Here is a 19,581-nt window from a genome sequence, read left to right on the forward strand (position 1 = left end):
ACTCCTATCAATACTATGTGGTTACTTTATTTTTACTTTTCAGCATAAATTTCCCACACTAAGCCGATAAAATCCAGCTAGTTATATCGTGCAGAGGTAATAAATTGGTTAAAACTTTCGCACCATACAATGACAGTATTGAACTCTTCGATCCGAATATCAGCGGGAAGATCGATAGAAAACCGATCAAAGGTCCTGATATCCCCCACCTTCACCATACTATTTTTATGCTCATGAAATGCAGCTTCAGTTTCAATATAGGTCGGAGAAAGATAAAGCTTATAATCAGGCCCTGGAGCCAACTCACCAATAAAAACGACCTGACTGTCACTGAGTGACACAGATCCTTCTCCCCAATGGAGAAAGTCGCTATCTTGTCGTTCTCGCTGAAATGTGCCGGTAAAAAGTGCATGGTTCGAAACTTGCTCCACCACCGTGATCTCAGGTGAAGTCGGTTGCGTCAGAATGGGCAATGCGTAAATACCTAACACAAAGCCCACTATACCAATCAACAAATGTGACAATAACAGCAACGCGCCTTTGATCATCTTTCACTCCGGAATTAAGGTCTTTCCTTAATCCTAGAGCAATCAGCGTATTATCGGTAATTGAGTGCGGTTTTTTCTGACAGCTTCACAATAACCTTAACCGCATCCAGCATGCCTTCAACCGTAATGAACTCATGGATACCGTGGAAATTGTACCCACCCGTGAAAATATTCGGGCAAGGCAATCCCATAAACGACAAACGCGCACCGTCAGTTCCACCACGAATCGGTTTAATATTAGGTTGGATATCACACTCAATCATTGCTTGTTTGGCTAGCTCAATAATATGTGGGAACGGTTCAACCATTTCTTTCATATTGAAATAGTTATCACTTAGCTTAAGTTCGACATGCCCTTTGTGTAACTCAGCATTTAAACTATCCACATGACGTTGCATGAGAGCTTTACGTTCTTCTAGACCCGCTCGGTCAAAGTCGCGAATGATGTACCCCAACTCACAACGAGCAACCGACATCTCTGCTGATTTCAGGTGATAAAACCCTTGATAACCCTCTGTGCATTCGGGTGTTTGTTCTGCTGGCATCATCATCTGAAAACGCGCTGCTATGTTCATGGCGTTGACCATTTTATCTTTGGCCGTTCCCGGATGAACATTAATGCCATGAAAAATAACATCGGCACTGGTTGCGTTGAAATTTTCAAATTCTAATTCGCCCACCGGGCCACCATCGATCGTATAAGCCCACTTAGCGCCAAATTTATCGACATTAAACAAATCAGCACCTCGGCCAATTTCTTCATCTGGTGTAAAGCCAATACAAATATCACCATGCTCAATATCTGGGTTCTTTATCAACACGGCCATCGCCGTAATAATCTCCGCGATGCCGGCTTTATTATCTGCTCCTAACAAGGTAGAACCATCGGTGCAGATAATATTGTGGCCATGTAAATTATGTAGCTCGGGATAGTGAATTGGAGACAACACTTCATCACCCTTACCTAAGGCGATATCACCACCTTGATAATTTTCAACGATTTGTGGCGTCACGTTTTTACCCGAGGCGTCAGGAGCCGTATCCATATGGGCAATGAAACCAATCGCCGGGACAGGATAATCAACATTGCTTGGTAAGCGAGCCATTAAGTAGCCATTGTCATCAAGAGAAACATCGCTCAAACCTAGTTCAAGCAATTCAAGTTTCAAGGCATGAGCAAATGTACGTTGACCTTCACTACTGGGGCAATGCGTTTCACGAGGATTAGACTGAGTGTCAAAAGTGACATAACGTAAAAAGCGTTCAACCAAATTATTCATAAAAACGGACTTCCAATTAAAATCATCCGCTTAATACTACGCCCTCAATCGCAGAGAATTTTGCTGTAAATCATGATTTTATCATTCCTGTTGTTGAAGCGATTTTTATTGACCACTGAAGACAAATTCAAAGTAAAAAAAACGCCTCTATCAAAGAGGCGTTTTCTAATAAACTTTTTAATTAAAGCAGAATGAAGATACCCGCTAAGCAAGCACTCATTAAGTTTGCCAATGTTCCAGCAGCAACCGCTTTAAGACCAAGATTGGCCACTTCAGCGCGACGATCTGGCGCAATAACCCCAATCGAACCCAACTGAATCGCAATTGAACCAATATTGGCAAAGCCACACAGAGCAAAAGTAATGATAACTTGAGAATGTTCAGATAAAAGTTGCTTGTGTTCTACAAAATCAATGAACGCAACGAACTCATTCATGATGATTTTTTGGCCGATGTAAGAACCCGCCATTAACACTTCATGCTTTGGCACACCAATGACCCATGCAAGCGGAGCAAATAGATAGCCAAAGATACCTTGTAGAGTGATACCCGACAAACCGACAAGTTCGCCCATGTTCTCAAGGCCAGTGTTCACCATCGCAATCACAGACACAAACGCAATCAGCATAGTCCCGACGGCAACAGCCACTTTCATACCGTTCATCGCACCACTTGCAAGCGCATCAATAACATTGCTCTCTTGCGCTTTGTCCATGGCAATTTCTGTTTGATCAACCGGTACATCACGTTCAGGAACAATGATTTTCGCCATCATTAAGCTACCCGGTGCTGCCATAAAACTGGCCGCAATCAGGTACTTAAGTTCCACGCCAAGACCGGCGTAACCACCCAGCACGCTACCAGCAACCGAAGCCATGCCTGCTGACATAACCACAAACAACTCTGAGCGGGTCATTCGCGATAAGAATGGACGGACAAGAAGTGGCGATTCGCCTTGAGAAAGAAAGATGTTGCCTGTAGCAACCAAAGATTCAGCTTTACTTGTACCCAAGAATTTTTGGATACCGCCACCGATAAACTCAATAACCTTCTGCATAATACCTAGGTAGTAGAGAGCAGAAATCAGCGCGCTAAAGAAGATAATAATAGGAAGGACGCGCACAGCAAAAATAAAACCAGAAGTAGCGAGGTCACCAAACAGGAATTTGATGCCTTCATCCGCGAAAGAAAGCAATCCAGCCACTGCGCTACTCATGCTGGTTAAAGCCGCTTGGCCCAACGGAAAATAAAGCACTAGAGCAGCAAAACCCACTTGCAACAACAACGCTCTCGACACTGTTTTCCAGTTAATTGATTTGCGACTTTCAGACAGCAACACCGCACAGCCGATCAGAGCTAGAACGCCGATTAAACCAAATAATACATTCACTTTAGATTACCTTTACAAGCATTGAGTTGGTAGCTGGTCCGGTCCGTGGGGTCATTCACCATTCCGTGTGACGGCTTGTAATTGGTTGAGCTGATGCTCATAACCGGGCGGAAAGTATAAACATCAATGTGAGATATTCATCACATATTTTCACGCAAACGTTCAAGCGAACAATTATTAACCACGCAAACGTTTTGTTATTTCTGCGTTAAATCCTAACACGCTGCCAATTGTTGGGACTTATGTCGCAAAACAACACAGAAAAGCAACTGTTTGCATAATTATTTCCACAAAACTGCGCCATCTTTTCTATGTTTAATACAGTTAACGTACTCAAAGCGTTCACTACAACGTCAACGGTAAATCCTTAAATATATCCACTATACTTTCATCCCCGCTTATTTCGCGGGGTTCTTTTTATCGCCTAAAGTACGGATAAATGGTTCATTGTGTCGATTTCTCTACTAATAGTATTGATTGATTTGATCCGGATTCCATCTTACTAATGTACCAATGTAAGCCATAGTAATCGCTATGAAACATAACGTATAACAACCAGCAATACGTTAATATTCAGTTACAAGGCGCTCGCGATGAAAAACCTTCCCATCTCTTTTAAGGTCAGCATTCCTCTGATTGCAGTACTCTCTACACTGCTCTTTTCCACTCTATTTTCGATGTACCAAGCAAACAATCAAAAAGAGCTAAATCGACAGCTCAATGCCAGTGTGTTACCGGCTTTTACCAATTTGGAAGATGCATATCGCGACCTTTATCAAGTTATGGTTGCCGCGATGAATATTTACCGAGTTAGCGACCCTGAGCAAATTGCTTACCATACCGAAGAATATTTTGATAACGCCAAGAAAGCGATACCGCGTATGCAATCTACGCTTCCTTTATATTCCCAAGGCTTGCTGAGCGCAGAAACTCGCATCAACTACGACACCATGCTCTCAACCGCTGAGGTATGGCTAAATTCTTTCAAACCAATGTTTAATGATCCCTCACAAGCTGAAGGCTACTTCAACCAAAACGAACAGCAGATTGAAAAACAATTTAAAGTGATCCGTGACAATCTTGGAGTTATCAAAGACGACATCGAGGTGCAAAAGAATCGATTAGTGTCTGAAGTAAACGCATCAATTTCTCGCTCAAATATTGCATTACAATTTGGCGCGGCATTTGCTGTGTTAGTTGCATTACTCGCTTTTTGGATGAACAGTCGATTTGTCGTTAAACCAATCAAGTCGCTACAAGTTACGATGAACGATATTAGCCAAGGGGAAGCGGACCTTTCTCAGCGTATTGATATTGATACCAAAGATGAACTCGGTGCACTGGCTAGCTCTTTTAATACTTTTGTGTCTCGAATTCATACTACCGTTGAGCAAGTCGTCATATCTTCCAATGCGGTTCGTGCAGAAATGGAGAATATCAAATCCATCACACGCGGTATGGCGAACTTCAGTAGTAGCCAACAACAAGAAAGTGAAATGGTCGCCACGGCAGTTTCAGAAATGCTAGCGACTACTGAAACGGTAAGTGAACATGCGATCGTTGCAGCAGATTCGAGTCGCAATGCGAACAAAGAAGCCGAAACAACCAACGCAACGATTACGTCAACAGTGAGTTCAATTGAATCGCTTTCCAATGATGTGAGTAACGCTAGCAGTGTCATCAATACATTGGACAGTGATGTCGGTAATATTGTGACCATTTTGGACGTAATTCGCGATATAGCAGAGCAAACCAACCTACTCGCCCTCAATGCAGCGATTGAAGCGGCACGTGCAGGTGAACAAGGTCGAGGCTTTGCCGTTGTTGCTGACGAAGTCCGCTCGCTTGCCAGCCGCACCCAACAGAGTACAGGTGAGATACAGGCCATGATTGAACGTCTTAAAGACGGAGCGAAACGCGCCGTCACCGTGATGGACTCTAGCCAACAAAGCAGCAGCGAAACGATTTCAACCGCGCAGTCTGCAGCACTTTCTCTTAATACTATTCGTGCTGCGATAGAGAGTATTAACGACATGAACGATCAAATCGCCATTGCCGCGACGGAACAAGCTAGCGTCGCCAATGAGGTTAACGGCAACATTCATCGCATTGCAGGCAACAGCCAACAAATGGTTGAGATGGTCAACAGCGCAGATAACGCATGCAGTAGTTTGGATGATCAATGTCGACACTTGGATCAATTAGTGGCCGAATTTAAAGTATAAACACGCTTTTGTAACCAAAGCCCAGCCCACTCGCTGGGCTTTTTTATGCTCAACGAACTGGATGGATTGTGACTGCTGAGATTAAACACGCGGTTATGAAGTTTGAACTTGCACGACGACTTTCTAATGAAAATTATCGACCATGTCGAAATATTGATTCAATTGTGATCGATGGCCATTTACGCTGCTGATATTTTCAGCAATATTATATTTCCGATATTTATTGAGTGGTGAAATCATGCAAATCAGCAATGCTATTTATCAGCCACATATTCAGCAAGATCTAAAAAATGCAACCGCTTATATCAACGATTCATTGGATACCAATGGGAGTCGTCTTAGCGCGACGCTAAGCCAACAAAATCAAATCCAAATTCGCAACGCTGATGGGATCGTAGTCAAGACATTACAAGGTGAGAAAGTTGCCATGCGGATGAATAATATTGATGAGTATGTCTGAACAACATAAACAAAAATGCCAGTCCATATGGCAGACTGGCATTGGTGATTAATTAACGCATTGGTAGATTTGGGTATAGCGTGTTGATATACAGCCAAACAATTTATCTCGACGAGCGCACTTATCTAAAGGAATACCTAAGCTCTGTGCGTTTTTAAACCCCCAAGCTTTACAGGCATTTTGAGCCATAAAGAACGCCTCTTGCTCATCAATCACCGCCTGCTGAAGCAACCCTTCATCATAAGCTAGTGTAATTGTTGCATCACTCTTACTGCCACCGGTCACAAACCAGTTTTTGTTTACAGGGTTTGCGCAAGCCGTCAAATTTGCCGCCATCGCCAGTGCGATAATCAGTTTGAATCTCATTAGTTTTTTAGTATTACGATTCTGAAAAGGTGGCGCATTTTACACAAATTTTTGTGCACTGCATCATTAAATTTACGCACTTAATCAACCCTCTGCGAGCAAGCAAAATCCACATGCTATTGCTCTCTTAGCCTGACGCCTTCGGTCAATCATCACTACGAGCGAGGATCACCTATTACAATGAAGAAAAAAGCCGCTCTCTAGAACTCCCCATTCATTTCTCCTTAAACCTTGCCTGATTGATTGAAATTAAAAATTTTATCCGCTTAACAGTTGAAAGCTAATATAATTGCGGTATACAGAAGAATAGATCACTCTTAAATGATAATAAGTACGTGGAATACTTCACGAGCTTGATAAACCATAAGATCAACAAAAACGATAACGAAGAATCGATATGAACCAATACGTTAATGACCCATCCAACTATCAACTGTTAATAAAAAATTTACTTTTTTCTCCAGTTGCCTTTGATCCCCAGCAAGAGATTGTCTACGCCAACCACCGTCGTCATAGCTACCAAACGTTTCATGACCGAGTAAAGCAGTTTGCCAATGCGCTGACCAAGATGGGAGTGCAAAAAGGCGATACCGTTGCGGTGATGGACTACGATTCGCACCGTTATTTAGAGTGCTATTTCGCGATTCCCATGATTGGCGCGAAACTGCACATGATTAACGTTCGACTCTCTCCTGAACAGATCCTCTTCACTATTGATCATGCCGAAGATGATATTCTACTGATCCACGAGGAGTTTCTACCCATTCTCGATCAGATCAAAGGCCGTATTGATACCGTCAATCATTATGTGGTTTTACGCGACAACGAAGAGTGCGAGTACGAACAGCTGCTTAAGCAAGAAGATACGCATTTTAACTTCCCTGACTTTGATGAAAACACCGTCGCCACTACGTTTTATACCACTGGCACAACAGGCATGCCTAAAGGGGTTTTCTTCACGCATCGCCAACTGGTTCTCCACACTCTTGGCATACTCAGCACTATCGGGACCAATGCCGTTCAGGGCAGGCTTCATCAAGGTGATGTCTACATGCCTATCACACCAATGTTCCATGTTCATGCGTGGGGCTTGCCTTATATGGCGACCATGCTTGGTGTTAAACAGGTCTACCCAGGCAAATACATTCCTGATTCGTTGCTCGCCTTAATTGCACAAGAAAAGGTTACCTTTTCACACTGTGTGCCAACCATTTTGCACTTATTGTTAAGCTCACCAAAATCAGAAACGGTCGATTTTTCCCAATGGAAAGTGGTGATTGGCGGCGCCGCTCTACCAAAAGCACTGTGTAAATCGGCACTAGAACGAGGTATCGATGTATTTGCAGGCTACGGCATGAGTGAAACAGGACCAATTCTCTCAATCGTGCAACTTAATGAAGAGTACCTCAAACTCGATATAGACCAGCAAGCCGAATACCGCTCCAAAACCGGTAAAAAAGTCGCGATGGTTGAAGCCCATATCGTCGATGAAGAGATGTGTCAGCTTGAGCACGATGGTGAAGTGAGTGGTGAAATCGTAATCCGTGCACCATGGTTAACCCCTAATTATTATAAAGATAATAAAAACTCTAAGGCTTTATGGCGCGGCGGCTATTTGCACACAGGTGATGTTGCGACCATCGATGGAGAAGGTTTCATCAAAATTACTGATCGCGTTAAAGACATGATTAAAATCTCTGGCGAGTGGGTAAGCTCTTTAGAACTGGAAGATATTATCCACCAGCACCGAGCGGTTTCAGAAGTTGCAGTCATTGGCATGTCACACAACAAATGGGGCGAAGTGCCGCTTGCGCTTGTGACACTCAAGGATGGTGCTCAGGTAACAGAGAAAGAACTGCTTGGCTTTGCGAAAGAGTTTATTAGTAAAGGTATCCTAGCCAGAGAGGCTCTATTATTGAAAGTGAAGTTTGTCGATACCATCGCCAAAACCAGTGTAGGTAAAGTGGATAAGAAGGAACTACGTCGGTTACATCTGTAGCCCGTATTTCTTTTATTTCGATACCATCACACACTAGCGCTACATAATCTGAATGGCCGCTGGCTGTAAGCAATAAAAATGCCCCAAGATATTCTTGGGGCATTTTTGGGGATATCTCAGGGATAGTTGAAGGATTAAATGGGTTACATATCCCTTTTAACGCCTTCATAAGGTGCACAATAGAAAAGGCAGCACCTAATTCCTATCCCCCTAGCCTTTGTTATTCCCAATCAAGGATAACTTTGCCAGACATCCCGCTACACATGACGTCGAAGCCTTCTTGGAAGTCATCAACCTTGTAGTGGTGAGTGATAATTGGCGTCAAATCTAAGCCTGATTGGATTAGCGAAGCCATCTTGTACCAAGTTTCAAACATCTCACGACCGTAAATACCTTTAATCACAAGGCCTTTAAAGATCACTTGTGTCCAATCGATACCCATATCTGATGGTGGAATACCTAGCAGAGCGATACGACCACCGTGGTTCATGGTGCTCAACATTGAGTTAAACGCCATTGGGTTACCTGACATTTCAAGACCGACATCGAAGCCTTCTTTCATGCCAAGCTCTTCCATTACGCTTTCTAGGCTTTCATTCGCCACGTTAACCGCTCGTGTCACGCCCATTTTACGCGCTAGATCTAAGCGGTATTCGTTCACATCAGTAATCACAACGTGACGAGCACCAACGTGTTTCGCAACCGCAGCTGCCATGATACCGATTGGGCCAGCACCGGTGATCAGTACATCTTCACCGACAAGATCGAATGAAAGCGCAGTGTGAACAGCGTTGCCAAACGGGTCAAAGATAGATGCCAAATCATCTGAAATATCGGCAGGGATCTTGAAAGCGTTAAACGCAGGGATCACTAGGAATTCAGAGAAACAACCAGTACGGTTTACGCCCACACCAATAGTGTTACGACATAGATGAGTACGACCACCACGACAGTTACGGCAATGGCCGCAAGTGATGTGGCCTTCGCCTGAAACGCGATCACCCAGCTCAAAACCACGAACTTCTTGGCCAATACCAACCACTTCGCCCACGTACTCATGGCCAACAACCATTGGTACTGGGATGGTTTTTTGTGACCATTCGTCCCACTTGTAAATGTGAACGTCGGTGCCACAAATCGCGGTCTTTTTGATACGGATTAAAAGATCATTATGGCCAAGCTCTGGCTTGTCCACTTCCGTCATCCAAATGCCTTCTTCAGGCTTTAGCTTTGCTAATGCTTTAATTTTCATTCTATTCACCAAATATTGCTCCGCTCTGTGCGCAGCAAAAAAATTCATATCTCAATCACAACATAGTCGACTCTCAAGAGTGACGACTCGATATTGTCGTCACTGTTAAGAGCAAAAGCTGGGCTAAATTAGATAATGCCCATATCTTGACCAACTTGGATAAAGGTATCGATCGCACGGTCTAGCTGTTCACGAGAGTGCGCGGCTGACATTTGTGTACGAATACGCGCTTGGCCTTTTGGCACTACTGGGAATGAGAAACCAACAACATAGATGCCTTTTTCTAAGCAGCGCTCTGCAAATTCTGCCGCCACTTTGGCATCACCCAGCATGATTGGAATGATAGCGTGATCAGCACCACCCATAGTAAAGCCTGCAGATTCCATACGAGTACGGAAGTGCGCAGCGTTTTCCCACAAATGAGTACGTAGATCGCCACTTTCTTGCAGCAATTCAAGAACACGTAGTGATGCGTTAACAATCGCAGGAGCCACTGAGTTCGAGAACAAGTAAGGACGTGAACGTTGACGAAGCCAATCGATCACTTCTTTTTTACCAGATGTGTAACCACCTGATGCGCCACCTAGAGCTTTGCCTAGTGTGCCAGTGATGATATCAATACGGTCAACCACATTGTGGTAATCAGGCGTACCGGCACCAGTTGGGCCCATAAAGCCAACTGCGTGTGAGTCATCAACCATAACAAGTGCATCGTACTTATCTGCAAGATCACAAATAGCAGGAAGGTTGGCAACCACACCATCCATTGAGAATACGCCGTCAGTAACGATAAGAGTATGACGAGCACCCGCTTCTTTTGCGGCGATCAATTGCTGTTCTAGCTCTTGCATGTTGTTGTTTGAGTAGCGGTAACGCATCGCTTTACACAAACGTACGCCATCGATGATTGAAGCATGGTTTAACGCATCAGAAATGATGGCATCTTCTGCACCAAGAATCGTTTCAAATAGACCGGTGTTAGCATCAAAGCAAGAGGTGTAAAGGATGGTGTCTTCTTTGCCTAGGAAATGAGATAGCTTTTGCTCAAGCTCTTTATGGATATCTTGAGTACCACAAATAAAGCGAACTGACGCCATACCAAAACCGTGTTCATCCATACCCGCTTTACCCGCTTCGATAAGCGCAGGGTGGTTAGCAAGACCTAGGTAGTTATTGGCACAAAAGTTTAATACTTCTTGGCCTGTAGAGATTTTAACTTGCGCTTGCTGTTGCGAAGTAATTACACGCTCAGATTTATAAAGGCCTTCAGCCTTAACATCTTCAATTTGTTGCTGGATCTGTTGGTAAAATGCAGAGGACATCGTCAATTCCTTATCATTGTCTTTATAAATGGCATCTAGCGCGTTTTTTATAAATAGTACGTTGGCCAGATGCTAGATTGATTAAGGCTTAAACGCCCAATCAATCTACATCGGTTAAGTGTAATCTAGGACAAGAAATTGCATTATCCCACTAGGTGGAAAAACATTATTGAATCTGAGGCACAAATCAGTTTTACTGAGCGCTATGTGTCCCGAGTTGGACGCCGGCAAGCAACATGATTGCGGCAATAAATAATAGGATATTTTCGAGTATCGACCAAAGGTCGAGCATCGTATCGGCGTAAAGCATTCTGGTCTCCTCGTCTGTTGTCGTTGGGGATACCTTAGTCTTTGAATTGGTTCAAAACCGAGAGGCAAATCGCAAAAAATCCTTATTTATAAATATATTACTATGTGAATAATTATGATCAACAACCGTCTTATCGCCCTACTTCCAGACCTCGCTTCATTCATTCTTATTGTGAATGAAGGCAGTTTTACTGCGGCCGCAAAAATTTTGGACGTAACTCCATCCGCTCTGAGTAAATTGATTACTCGTTTAGAAAAAGCACTGTCCGTCAAGCTGTTTGAGCGCACAACACGCTCACTGATTATTACTCCGGCAGGGCAAAAAGTGTATGACCAAGCCCTACTGATGGTCAATGCTGCGCAACAAGCGATCGAGTTATCCACCAGCGATCACACCGAAGCAAGCGGTGCCATCACCGTGGCGGCGCCAGAAGCATTTCTTAACTCAGTATTGCAGCCTTTGGTGCTACCCTTTTTAGCACAATATCCTGAAATAGAATTACGTTTGCGTGTTGCAGATGGACAATTTGATCTATTGCGCGATCGTATTGATATTGCCTTCAAACTGACCGACAAACCCGATGAAAATCTTGTATTGAAAGAAATCGGCCAAACGCATTTACGCTTATGCGCCAGTCCAGAATACATTCAACAGTTTGGCATGCCGAACCACCCGACAGAGCTCATTGAACATCAATGTTTATATTTAGCAGAAACCGAACGTGACCATATCTGGGATTTCTTTAAAGACGATGAGTTCCACTCAATCGCGGTTCGAGGACGATACGCGGTAAACCACTCACAAATGCGCTTAAGTGGTGTAAAGAATGGCTTAGGGATTGGTATTTTCCACGATTTTGTTATCGCAGAAGCGCTAGCAGCAGGCGATGTTATAGAGGTACTGAGTGAGTGGACATTAAAAAGTAATTATCACGGGGCGATAGCAATGCAGTATCCACAGACGCAGTACATGCCCGCCAGAGTTCGGGCATTTATCGATTTTGCCATCGAGCATTTGCAAACAAAGTTAACTAATTAAGCTATCTTTGCAAGTAACAATCTCTACAAGTAAATAGTTCCTTTAAGGTATAGATTGGCAAAGCCTGAGATAAGCACCCTATCGCTGACTAACTGACAATACAAATTGCCGCCACGCGCTGACGCTTGAAAGGCCAATAACGCTTTTTTATCTAAGCGCTCTCCCCAATAAGGCGCTAACCCTGTATGAATAGAGCCGGTGACGGGATCTTCATCACCACCGTTGGCTGGCCAGAAGTAGCGCGAAACAAAATCATATTTCTCTGCTGCGGCCGTGACAACGACATCCAAAGGCGCCAGTTGTTTCAATAACTCAGAGTCATAGTTAACTTGATAAACATCTTGTTCATCATCATAAACCGCAAAATAGGCTTGGCGATTTTTTAGCACGTAACTTGGCTCTATTGATAAACCTTGTAAAAGCGCTTCAGGCGCCCGCTCAACCCTTTCTGGGGCCTGATTTGGAAAGCTCATTTCAATTCGCCCATCACCTTTACAGTTAACATAAAGGGAACCTACTTCATTGGTAACAAACTCTAACTCTCCCTGGCTTTCACAAAGATTAAAGAGTACGTAAGACGCAGCTAGCGTCGCATGACCACAAAAGGCCACCTCGGTTAACGGAGAAAACCAACGAATAGCGTATTGATTTACCGATTCTTGCTTGATGAATGCCGTCTCAGATAGGTTGTTTTCCATTGCGATGTTTTGCATTAACTCATTCGAGGGCCACTCTTTCACTGGCACAACAGCCGCTGAGTTACCTTTGAACTGTTGATTGCTAAACGCATCGACAATATACATTTCAAGTTCCATTTTCTACTCTCTCCTTATTGACTAGACAGGCTTCGCTTCGATTAAGAGCAAATTAAACCATGGCGTCTTACGCCACTTTTTAGTGTAACTTCTACCCTTGCAACGCTTCCATTACCGCGGCATGTGCATGAATTTGAGTCGTGTCATATAACGGGACTGGGGTATGTTGCTGCTCAACCAATAAAGCTATCTCGGTACAGCCTAAGATCACCGCTTGCGCCCCTTGCTCGGCAAGGCTATCAATTATGCTTAAATAAGCGGATCTTGAATCATCATAAATCTTCCCTTGGCATAACTGGTTATAAATGACGTCATGAACACGATTGCGTTGTTGCTCATCTGGAATCACAACTTCAATACCAAACTGTTCAGTAAGGCGCTGTTTATAAAAATTTTGCTCCATGGTAAAACGCGTTCCCAGCAAACCGACTTTGGTAATCCCATCCTGAACAAGCTTTGCCGCTGTAGCGTCTGCAATATGTAAAATAGGAATCGCAATCTGTTGTGAAATTTGCGGCGCAACCTTGTGCATGGTATTGGTACAAATAAGGACGAAATCCGCACCGCCAGCTTGTACCGATTGTGCAGCACGACCTAGAATCGCGGCGGTTTCATCCCACAAACCTTGATGCTGTAACTGCTCAATTTCATGAAAATCAACACTATAAAGACAAATTTTAGCGGAGTGCAATCCACCTAACTGTGCTTTTATCCCTTGATTAATTGCTTTGTAATAACTGGTGGTAGATTCCCAACTCATGCCACCAATCAGACCAATAGTTTTCATTATAATTCCTTTATTTTCTGTTCACTTAAACCGCGTCCAGTGGTTAAAAAATGGACCCAATCTTGTCGTTCCCGGAGTGAGGCTTGCATAACAGCTGAATCGACATCATAAACAACGCTATGAAAGGCCACTTCCCACTGATGATGCGAGTTTAGAGACAAGGTTGCATAACGAGCATGAGGGCTATAGTTTTCCATCGAATGCAGAAAAGGCGCATCATCAGTATACGCTGGCATTCCCACGCTACCCGGATTTATGACCATCTGCCCAGTGGAAAGTGTTACGCAACGGGGCGTATGGGTATGGCCACACAATATGATTGGTGAAGGTTGACCATCAAGACGGTCCAATATTGCTCGATCTGGACGTAACTGAGCATAGCCTTGGCTGGCGTCTTCCAGTAAATACTCTAAATCATCATTTGGTGTACCATGACAAGCGTAAATCTCATCCGTAATTTGGCAGTCAAACGGTAAGGATTTCATCCACGCATGCGCTTCTTCATCAAGTTGTTGCCAGATAAATTTCATAGTCGAATTTGAATCAAGTTCACTTTGCGTCGCTTGAAAGATCTGGCGATCTTGATTACCACAAATCGTCACCGCATCGAGTGATTGTAGATAGTGGTACGTCTCCTGAGGCGCTATCGGGCCATACAAAATATCGCCCAAATTGATGAATTGTTCAGTACCAAACCGTTTTGCATGCTCTACAACCGCGCGCAAAGCGTAAATATTGCTATGAATATCGGATAGAATCGCATAAGTAGACATTTTACTCATTCCTTGAGCCCATTAAATTACAAATACTATCAGTACCAGAATTTGTATTGTATTGAAATACCGGAAAAATCTTTTGCTTACCTCGATGTAAACTCTGCAAAAACAGTAAATCAGCCAGTTGCACCGCCAAAGAACACCAGTTGTAACTCCGCTTTCAAAGCCTCATGAACCAAAATGCAACTGGTTTCTCAAAAATGAGCATCACAAAACAAAGTATCCATATTGTCATTTGTATTAATAAAATGGTTTCATTTTTGAACATTCATACATATAATTTTACTTACATAATAATCGTGCCCAAGGAATCGATATGCGCTACCTGATTACCTTGATGCCAATTCTTTTTTCAGCAGTAGTTTTTGGCTCACCTCTTAAGATTAAGCTTTCTGATCAATCTGTTATCTATACAGATACAGATACACTCCTCCGCGAATTCGAAACAGAAACATTTGAAACACAACTACCATGGTTTGAAGATGTTCGACAATTTACTGGCATACCGGTTGCAAAAATAGTCGAACGTTATGGCAACCAAAATACCTTTGCGGTGACCTTCTCTGCTCTGAATGATTACAGTGCAACGACAACCATCGAAGACATTAATAATTTCGACCCTATTATCGCTATTTCCATAAATAACCAACCTATTAGGGTTCGCCATAAAGGCCCATATTGGATGGTATTTAATTTAGACAAATACCCAGAGATTAATAACACAACTTACCATTCTCAAATGGTTTGGCAAATTGATGAAATTGTAATTTATAGCCATAACAATGATGAATAAAAATAACGCTAACAAATTTTTGACTCTACAATCTCGTTCAAAGGCGATGCTTTTAGCGTTATCCGCTCTACTGATCATGGCCAATTTGTATGTTTTTTCTGAAACACGCCAACTGGCTCGTTCTTACTCAGAGCAACAGAACCAAGCTACGTGGTTTCTTTTCCAACTCACCAAAGAGTTCTCTTCACTGGTATCTGTCACACCCTTTGCCATGGAGAATGAGCAGTATCGCAAAAAAACCGAGCTTGGTTATGAACTCACTTGGAGTCGATTTGATCTACTGCTTAACGCACAAGAAGCCGATAGCTTTATGCAGTTAGCGGGGGCTCGCGATTTTTTTTCTGATCTTTTTCAACGCTATATTCGCTTAGAGCCCGAACTGTGGCAGCTTAAAACCCAAAGCCAAGCAGCATTGTTGGCTAAACACTTAGAATTAATTTATCAAGATATGATCAATTATGTGAATATCAACTTTCGAATAAAAAGTCCTATTTATCAACAACAGATGGAACAGGCGCGATTACTCAATCAAACCCAATTATTCTTGATGTCACTACTGGTCGTTTGCGCGATTTTGGTCGGTTATGTCTTACACTTAGAATCAAACTACAATAAGCATTTAGCACTCACCGATGCGCTTACAAAAATTAAAAACCGTCTCGCTATGACGGAAGAGATTAATCAAAGAATCGAAAGCCAAACCCCTTTCACGGTCTGTTTACTCGATCTTAATGGCTTCAAACAGATTAACGATCAATATGGTCATCAGGCCGGAGATATTGCATTGCAGACAATGGCGCAGCGTTTCAACTGCGCCGAACACAATCCATTATGCCAAGCCTACCGAATGGGCGGGGATGAGTTTGCTCTACTACTTCCACAGCAACCACCAGCAGAAATGGAACAAGCGTTAAATGCGATTTTGAATTGCTTTGATGAAGAGATATCGATTTCACCAGAGGTTTCTGTTGCCCTCTCTGCCAGCCTAGGGCTGGCCACCTATCCCAATCAAGGAAACACGTTTAGCGAGTTACTAAAAACGGCAGATACCAACATGTACCAGATGAAATTTGCAACGCAAAAACGTTCGATGCAACACTAAGCGCCATTCGTTTGATACTACACCTAGAGCTTTTTACACCAAGATTGGCACGCTGAACGAATTTGCGTTGCCGCCGCTTGGTACTGGTCCAAAGATTTAAGGAAAGGGTCTGCAATCGTGCCCTCTCCCCATTGCCCAAGCAAAAAAGTTTTTCCTCTCGCTTGAGTCGAAATTTTGCTGACACGAACAATTTGTTCTGGCTCCATCACCAGTATAACGTCGCTCCATAAACAATCTTCTTTCGTCAATTGATGCGCCTGATGCCCTTCAAGGTTTATCCCCATGTCATTGGCGACACTCATCATTGTGCTATCCACAGCATGACCCGCTAAATCACTACTTTTTACGGCGATACCCGCCGAGCGCACTTGGACGTCCGGCAACATTTTACTCAACATGATCTCGGCGAGAGGTGAGCGGCAGATATTACCAGTACAGACCACTAAAAATCGTTTAAACATCGCTTATTACCTTCTGTTGCCTCGTTCTCTGCAATGGCGTGGCTATCGAATAACTTGCACCAATAATGGCTAGTATTGCCAAAAAGGTCACCGTGTTGGCCGGTGCCTGTAAATTGAAATCAACCGTAATATGCAGCAACATGGCAACTAATGCCACAAGCCCCCCCAAAGCAGCGCCCTTACAAGTTCGACTTTGGCGATGACTAATCACCCATACCGCCAATCCAAATGCCCACAGTACCGCGAGAGCCAATAATAATGTGGCTGGTAACCCAACCTCCGCAACAAACTGAATATATTCGTTATGAGCATGATCATAAAAGCCGACGGCGTGTTGGGTATAACTTGGAAAAACTATGTAGAAGCTTCCCAAGCCACTTCCGGTCAACAAAAAGTCTTTCAACATAGGTATGCTCCATTGAACCACCAAGTGTCTGGTATCACTAGACAAGTGAGATTCTGCAATTCTTTGTTGCACCTTTTCTAGGCCAAAAAATGAGCCAAGCACAATAATATCGACAACGAATAAACTGATGAGTAGCCATGTTAATTTAGGCGGTCTTTGCTTGTAACAGCATAAAGCAATAATTCCGGTGATGAACGTCGCAACGAAAAAGGCACTGTTTCCCATTCTAGACCGCGTCATGACTAACGCGATAACCATAATAATCAGCGCAAATCGAATCAGCATTTTTTTCGAAACTAATAACTGTAGTAAGGCGTTCACTCTTTCCTGCCAAGAAGAGGAACCGGTTGAACTGCTGCTTAAGTCGATAACAATCAAACCTATTCCCATGCTGAGACAGAGCAACAAATAATTGGCGAGGTGATTTTTATACACAAATGAACCGGTCGCAATATCAGTCTCGGGAAAACCAAAAATCCACGAAGACTCTACACCCAAAAGAACGTTAAGTGAGGCATAAAAAGCCTGCAAAGTTCCGCTGACGACAATCGCCAACATGACTAACTTAAGACGTTTTTTACTATGAATTAGAATCGCACAAATACAGATAAAAAATAAATAGGCGACACCTTTAAGCAGTGAGATATACGTTGCCGCAGGATCGAGTGAAATATAGCCCCATCTCGCGGCTACGTTTTGGTAAGCATCAGCTGATGAGGGCGAAATCCATTCCAACATTGAAACTGGCATAGGGATAATCTGTATCAATACCCAAACCTGAAATGTGGCAATCGGGACAATCAACCAAAGAAAAGCCTTCAAGCGCTGACTAAGCGCAGAATCCCGAGAGTGGTAGAAAATGCCCGCGAGAACAAAAGCAATCGTTGCGATCCATACTTCTCCGATTGTCCAAGCCCAAATTCGATTTGACCCTAATGGTATTGGTAACCAAATTAGCAGTGCTATTAAACCAGCAAAACAACTACGCTCAAGCCAGCTAATCATTGAGAAACCCTTTCTTAATGTGATATTTATAAACGAGAGCATGAGTCTCGAATTTCGACGTCATTAAGTCAAAATATTCACTAAATAATCACTGCAACTCTCAAATATGGGACACACTTGGCAGGCTTTTTATAATATATTCCTCGTTTGCTTTAAGGTTGATAAACGAACCTGATATTGATTAATGGAAGAATCATGAATAAACGTATAGTTTCGCTGTCCTCTATACTTCTTATCAGCACCCCCTCACTTAGTTATGAAATGATTAACAATGATATCGCTTATCTCGATTTTTATGGTGATGTCAAAGCCAGTGCTATTTTTCTCGATGGACAAGATAATGAGTATTCATTTGGTGATTCTAAAATTGGCGTTCGAGGTCGATACGCAGTGACTGACCTTATTTCAATAGCGGCAGGCACCGAAGCACAAGTTAACCTTGATGCTGATGAAGATAAAAATGAAGATGACCTTTTTATCTCACAATACTTTGTCGGTTTATACGCAGAGTCGCTGGGAGCCCTGACTTACGGTAAACACAGTACGTCATCGGATGATTTATCGGGTGTCGATTATTCTGAAGTATTTGGTGGTAAATCCAACCTCAATTCAGTAGGTGTTAAAGGCGATACCATAAAGTACGTTTACGATAACGAACTCTTTACTCTCAATGGCACATACGGCTTTGAGTCTGGTGAACAAAAGCGAACCCTTACTGAGTTCTTTGGCCAATATAATCTTGCAGACCTGATATTAGTCAGTGGTATTGGCTCAACTGAAACCAACGCAACGAGCAACAAAACTGACGCCTTGTATTTTCATACCACAGCACGTTTAGAGATGGGTGACACCAATTTAGGGATTACCTACTACCATCAAAATTTTAATAATGATTCGCAACCCTCGCGCTCAGTGGATAAAAACGCCTTTGCCATTGCCGGTCAAATCGCATTTACTGTTGCCCTAACTGGTTACGCTGGCCATGAGGTCATTAACCAAGACTCCGATAACTCTGCGATAACTGGCACCCGAAATAACAGCTACCTAGGCTTATCTCTGGTTCCGCTTGAGTACACAAAGTTATTTGCTGAAGTTAATTTTGACTCGCCGATTCAAGCGCCTGATGAAACTAATTTTGCTCTCGGCGCGGCCATCGCTTGGTAAATAAAAGCTTTAAATTGTTTAAACAGTGAACCTATAAAAAGGGCTGTCATCGACCGCCCTTTGCTTGCTGTTGCTCTAACAA

Annotated in this window: 18 protein-coding genes; 7 read left to right on the plus strand and 11 right to left on the minus strand. The window is 43.1% G+C overall.

Annotated elements, in window-relative coordinates:
* Positions 1-77: 77 nt before the first annotated feature.
* The 3 genes from RH85_RS07275 to RH85_RS07285 form a co-directional block, all read right to left on the minus strand.
* Positions 78-545: a DM13 domain-containing protein gene (locus RH85_RS07275; protein WP_174269571.1), complete on the minus strand. Its 468-nt coding sequence runs from the start codon at positions 543-545 to the stop codon at positions 78-80.
* A 53-nt stretch (positions 546-598) separates the two neighbouring features.
* Positions 599-1,828 (minus strand): peptidase T, encoded by a 1,230-nt coding sequence (gene pepT, locus RH85_RS07280; protein ID WP_006711566.1) that lies wholly within the window; start codon positions 1,826-1,828, stop codon positions 599-601.
* Positions 1,829-2,009: 181 nt separating this feature from the next.
* On the minus strand, positions 2,010-3,218 hold the full coding sequence (locus tag RH85_RS07285; protein WP_006711567.1) for a NupC/NupG family nucleoside CNT transporter: 1,209 nt from the start codon (positions 3,216-3,218) through the stop codon (positions 2,010-2,012).
* 593 nt (positions 3,219-3,811) lie between these two features.
* On the opposite strand from RH85_RS07285, the gene RH85_RS07290 reads away from it, so the two are divergent.
* Together RH85_RS07290 and RH85_RS07295 are read left to right on the plus strand one after the other, a co-directional pair.
* Positions 3,812-5,443 (plus strand): methyl-accepting chemotaxis protein, encoded by a 1,632-nt coding sequence (locus RH85_RS07290; RefSeq protein ID WP_006711568.1) that lies wholly within the window; start codon positions 3,812-3,814, stop codon positions 5,441-5,443.
* A gap of 238 nt (positions 5,444-5,681) precedes the next feature.
* Positions 5,682-5,903, plus strand: a complete 222-nt coding sequence (locus RH85_RS07295; RefSeq protein ID WP_006711569.1) for a hypothetical protein — start codon at positions 5,682-5,684, stop codon at positions 5,901-5,903.
* Between the two features lie 48 nt (positions 5,904-5,951).
* Here RH85_RS07295 and yecR read toward each other — a convergent pair whose 3' ends face one another.
* Complete coding sequence (gene yecR / locus RH85_RS07300; RefSeq protein WP_006711570.1) at positions 5,952-6,269, minus strand: YecR family lipoprotein; 318 nt, start codon at positions 6,267-6,269, stop codon at positions 5,952-5,954.
* Between the two features lie 397 nt (positions 6,270-6,666).
* Between yecR and RH85_RS07305 the strand changes: the two genes are divergently transcribed.
* Positions 6,667-8,268 carry a long-chain fatty acid--CoA ligase gene (locus tag RH85_RS07305; RefSeq protein ID WP_006711571.1) on the plus strand — a complete coding sequence of 534 codons (1,602 nt, stop codon included), beginning with the start codon at positions 6,667-6,669 and terminating at the stop codon, positions 8,266-8,268.
* A 220-nt stretch (positions 8,269-8,488) separates the two neighbouring features.
* Here the strand turns inward: RH85_RS07305 and tdh are convergent, their stop codons facing one another.
* Positions 8,489-9,520 (minus strand): L-threonine 3-dehydrogenase, encoded by a 1,032-nt coding sequence (gene tdh, locus RH85_RS07310; protein ID WP_006711572.1) that lies wholly within the window; start codon positions 9,518-9,520, stop codon positions 8,489-8,491.
* A gap of 128 nt (positions 9,521-9,648) precedes the next feature.
* A complete protein-coding gene (locus RH85_RS07315) occupies positions 9,649-10,842 on the minus strand; it encodes a glycine C-acetyltransferase (protein WP_006711573.1) in 1,194 nt (397 codons plus the stop codon).
* Positions 10,843-11,266: 424 nt separating this feature from the next.
* Here RH85_RS07315 and RH85_RS07320 point away from each other — a divergent pair, with 424 nt between their 5' ends.
* Positions 11,267-12,190: a LysR family transcriptional regulator gene (locus RH85_RS07320; protein ID WP_006711575.1), complete on the plus strand. Its 924-nt coding sequence runs from the start codon at positions 11,267-11,269 to the stop codon at positions 12,188-12,190.
* 23 nt (positions 12,191-12,213) lie between these two features.
* On the opposite strand, the gene RH85_RS07325 is transcribed toward RH85_RS07320, so the two are convergent.
* The 3 genes from RH85_RS07325 to RH85_RS07335 all read right to left on the minus strand — a co-directional run bounded on the left by RH85_RS07325 (position 12,214) and on the right by RH85_RS07335 (position 14,574).
* Positions 12,214-13,005: a PhzF family phenazine biosynthesis protein gene (locus tag RH85_RS07325; RefSeq protein WP_006711576.1), complete on the minus strand. Its 792-nt coding sequence runs from the start codon at positions 13,003-13,005 to the stop codon at positions 12,214-12,216.
* Between the two features lie 91 nt (positions 13,006-13,096).
* Positions 13,097-13,792, minus strand: coding sequence for an aspartate/glutamate racemase family protein (locus RH85_RS07330; RefSeq protein WP_006711577.1), 696 nt, complete (start codon positions 13,790-13,792; stop codon positions 13,097-13,099).
* The gene (locus RH85_RS07335; RefSeq protein WP_241210364.1) at positions 13,792-14,574 is read right to left on the minus strand and encodes a metallophosphoesterase family protein; all 783 of its coding nucleotides are present in this window, start codon (positions 14,572-14,574) and stop codon (positions 13,792-13,794) included. Before RH85_RS07335 ends, RH85_RS07330 begins: the two co-directional genes overlap by 1 nt.
* A 310-nt stretch (positions 14,575-14,884) precedes the next feature.
* Here RH85_RS07335 and RH85_RS07340 point away from each other — a divergent pair, with 310 nt between their 5' ends.
* A complete protein-coding gene (locus RH85_RS07340) occupies positions 14,885-15,361 on the plus strand; it encodes a putative pterin-binding protein (protein ID WP_006711579.1) in 477 nt (158 codons plus the stop codon).
* A gap of 46 nt (positions 15,362-15,407) precedes the next feature.
* Positions 15,408-16,463, plus strand: coding sequence for a GGDEF domain-containing protein (locus RH85_RS07345; protein ID WP_241210365.1), 1,056 nt, complete (start codon positions 15,408-15,410; stop codon positions 16,461-16,463).
* Positions 16,464-16,486: 23 nt separating this feature from the next.
* On the opposite strand, the gene RH85_RS07350 is transcribed toward RH85_RS07345, so the two are convergent.
* Both RH85_RS07350 and RH85_RS07355 read right to left on the minus strand, forming a co-directional pair.
* On the minus strand, positions 16,487-16,924 hold the full coding sequence (locus RH85_RS07350) for a low molecular weight protein-tyrosine-phosphatase (RefSeq protein WP_006711581.1): 438 nt from the start codon (positions 16,922-16,924) through the stop codon (positions 16,487-16,489).
* Positions 16,917-18,335, minus strand: coding sequence for an O-antigen ligase family protein (locus RH85_RS07355; RefSeq protein ID WP_006711582.1), 1,419 nt, complete (start codon positions 18,333-18,335; stop codon positions 16,917-16,919). The genes RH85_RS07350 and RH85_RS07355 overlap by 8 nt, the downstream gene beginning before the upstream one ends.
* A gap of 195 nt (positions 18,336-18,530) precedes the next feature.
* On the opposite strand from RH85_RS07355, the gene RH85_RS07360 reads away from it, so the two are divergent.
* The gene (locus tag RH85_RS07360; protein WP_006711583.1) at positions 18,531-19,499 is read left to right on the plus strand and encodes a porin; all 969 of its coding nucleotides are present in this window, start codon (positions 18,531-18,533) and stop codon (positions 19,497-19,499) included.
* Positions 19,500-19,581 lie beyond the last annotated feature (82 nt).

It is taken from the genome of Vibrio ichthyoenteri ATCC 700023 (genome assembly GCF_000222605.1).
Taxonomy (GTDB): domain Bacteria; phylum Pseudomonadota; class Gammaproteobacteria; order Enterobacterales; family Vibrionaceae; genus Vibrio; species Vibrio ichthyoenteri.

Coding starts and splice junctions, on each gene's coding strand:
- RH85_RS07315 (WP_006711573.1), bottom strand. CDS start 10,842: ATGTCCTCTGCATTTTACCAACAGATCCAGCAACAAATTGAAGATGTT.
- RH85_RS07360 (WP_006711583.1), top strand. CDS start 18,531: ATGAATAAACGTATAGTTTCGCTGTCCTCTATACTTCTTATCAGCACC.
- RH85_RS07305 (WP_006711571.1), top strand. CDS start 6,667: ATGAACCAATACGTTAATGACCCATCCAACTATCAACTGTTAATAAAA.
- RH85_RS07330 (WP_006711577.1), bottom strand. CDS start 13,792: ATGAAAACTATTGGTCTGATTGGTGGCATGAGTTGGGAATCTACCACC.
- pepT (WP_006711566.1), bottom strand. CDS start 1,828: ATGAATAATTTGGTTGAACGCTTTTTACGTTATGTCACTTTTGACACT.
- yecR (WP_006711570.1), bottom strand. CDS start 6,269: ATGAGATTCAAACTGATTATCGCACTGGCGATGGCGGCAAATTTGACG.
- RH85_RS07335 (WP_241210364.1), bottom strand. CDS start 14,574: ATGAGTAAAATGTCTACTTATGCGATTCTATCCGATATTCATAGCAAT.
- RH85_RS07290 (WP_006711568.1), top strand. CDS start 3,812: ATGAAAAACCTTCCCATCTCTTTTAAGGTCAGCATTCCTCTGATTGCA.
- RH85_RS07355 (WP_006711582.1), bottom strand. CDS start 18,335: ATGATTAGCTGGCTTGAGCGTAGTTGTTTTGCTGGTTTAATAGCACTG.
- RH85_RS07345 (WP_241210365.1), top strand. CDS start 15,408: ATGCTTTTAGCGTTATCCGCTCTACTGATCATGGCCAATTTGTATGTT.
- RH85_RS07320 (WP_006711575.1), top strand. CDS start 11,267: ATGATCAACAACCGTCTTATCGCCCTACTTCCAGACCTCGCTTCATTC.
- RH85_RS07325 (WP_006711576.1), bottom strand. CDS start 13,005: ATGGAACTTGAAATGTATATTGTCGATGCGTTTAGCAATCAACAGTTC.
- RH85_RS07350 (WP_006711581.1), bottom strand. CDS start 16,924: ATGTTTAAACGATTTTTAGTGGTCTGTACTGGTAATATCTGCCGCTCA.
- tdh (WP_006711572.1), bottom strand. CDS start 9,520: ATGAAAATTAAAGCATTAGCAAAGCTAAAGCCTGAAGAAGGCATTTGG.
- RH85_RS07340 (WP_006711579.1), top strand. CDS start 14,885: ATGCGCTACCTGATTACCTTGATGCCAATTCTTTTTTCAGCAGTAGTT.
- RH85_RS07295 (WP_006711569.1), top strand. CDS start 5,682: ATGCAAATCAGCAATGCTATTTATCAGCCACATATTCAGCAAGATCTA.